Here is a 1,682-nt window from a genome sequence, read left to right as displayed (position 1 = left end):
CCCCCGTGCTCGGTCAGGGCACGGCGCGGCGCGGCGGGGGCTTCGGCACCCAACCGCTCAGCGGGAGACTCGATCTGTCCGGCCCCCAAGGCGCCCAGTTGCGCACCGCGATCGCGTCGGTGCACCGGATCTGCCCGGAGTTCGCACCGGTGCAGGTGCTCCGCCGCAGCGGCCGGTCCGTGCTCCTGGTGGGCACGACCGGGCGCAGCACGGCCGTCGCCAAGTGCTTACTGGACCACTCCCCCGCGTGGTCGGAGCGGATCCGTCATGAAATAGCGGCATACCGCTCGTTCGTCCGGCACCGCCCCCCGGTGCGGGTGCCGAGGCTGATCGCGGCGGATCCGGAGAACTGCACCCTGGTCATCGAGCGCATGCCGGGACGGGCGGCGGCGTTGCAGCGGCACCCGGTCGAGGCCCCGCCACGGGCGGACATCCGGGCGGCGCTGGGCGCCATCTGCCGGCTGAACGCCTGGCGGCCCCCGGCGGGCACGTTCGACGCGCCGCTGGACTACGCGGTGCGGATCAACCGGTACCACGAGCTGGGACTGCTGACCGACCGGGACCTGGGCGACCTGCAGAAGCTGCTGCACGGCATCGCGATGGCCGCGGGGCGGCAGGGCATGGGCCAGTTCTGTCACGGGGACGCCCTGCTGTCGAACATGCTGGTGTCGCCCGCCGGGCCGGTGCTGGTGGACTGGGAGCACGCGGGCTGGTACCTGCCCGGCTACGACCTGGCCACGCTGTGGGCGGTGCTCGGGGACGCCCCGGCGGCCCGGCGGCAGATCAGTCAGATCGCGCAGTCCGCGGGCCCGGCCTCGCGGGACGCGTTCCTGGTCAATCTGATGCTGGTGCTCACCCGGGAGATCCGCACCTACGAGACGGCCGTGCAGCGTTCGATGCACGACACGGCCCCGATGGCACCGGGAGCCCACCCAGGTGCCGCGCCGACCGGCGAGGAACAGCGGCTGCTGCTGCGGCGGCTGCACGACGACTGCCAGCTGGCCCGACGGGCCGTGCGCGCGGCGGTCGGCACGCGCTGACGGGGACGGCGAGGTCCGCGGCGCACCGATGACGACGGCGCGCCGCGGACCTCGCCATGTCCTCCCCGGCCACCTCACCGATGTCCCCATTGGTGTACGCCACTGACGCCCCGCAGGCCCGTCCCCCGCCGCCGCGAAACTCCGTGCACGCCGCGCTGACGTGGGAATTCGCACTGCCTCTTGCATGATTGACGGATCGTCGGAGAGCCGGTACCACTGTCACGCCCGGCCCCGCACGGCTCATCGCGCCCGACCGTCCCAGGAGGCTGCATGCCCGTCACCGATTCCCGTGGAGCCGCCGGACCGAGACGCGGGCGGCGTGCCGTCGGTGCCCTGGCCGGCGTGGCTCTGCTGCTGCCGTTGCTCGGTGCCGCTCCGCCCGCCGAGGGCGGCTCGTCCGCGGACGGTCTGCGGGAGGCCTTCGCCGCGGCGTCCGCGGCGTACGACGTGCCGCAGAGCGTGCTGCTCGGCGTCTCCTACCTCCAGTCCCGCTGGGACACCCACGGGGGCGCGCCGAGCGTGACCGGCGGCTACGGCCCGATGCACCTGACCGACGCCCGGACCGCCCTGGCTGCCGCGCCCCCGCACCACGGCGACGGCACGGAGGATCCGCGCGGGGACGACTCCCGCCCGCCCCTGTTC

1 protein-coding gene and 1 pseudogene are annotated in these 1,682 nt (G+C 74.5%); both read left to right on the top strand.

Going from position 1 to position 1,682, the window contains the following annotated elements; all coding sequences use genetic code 11:
* On the top strand, positions 1–1,040 hold a 1,040-nt coding region (locus CCN42_RS39980), incomplete at its 5' end, for an aminoglycoside phosphotransferase family protein (RefSeq protein WP_086742022.1).
* A gap of 270 nt (positions 1,041–1,310) precedes the next feature.
* A pseudogene (locus CCN42_RS39975) lies at positions 1,311–1,682 on the top strand (N-acetylmuramoyl-L-alanine amidase); the annotation flags it as partial.

Source organism: Streptomyces glaucescens, assembly GCF_002154375.1.
GTDB classification, from domain to species: Bacteria; Actinomycetota; Actinomycetes; order Streptomycetales; family Streptomycetaceae; genus Streptomyces; species Streptomyces glaucescens.
Note: the sequence above shows the minus strand (reverse complement) of the source record. Positions and strands in the feature narration are given on the sequence as shown.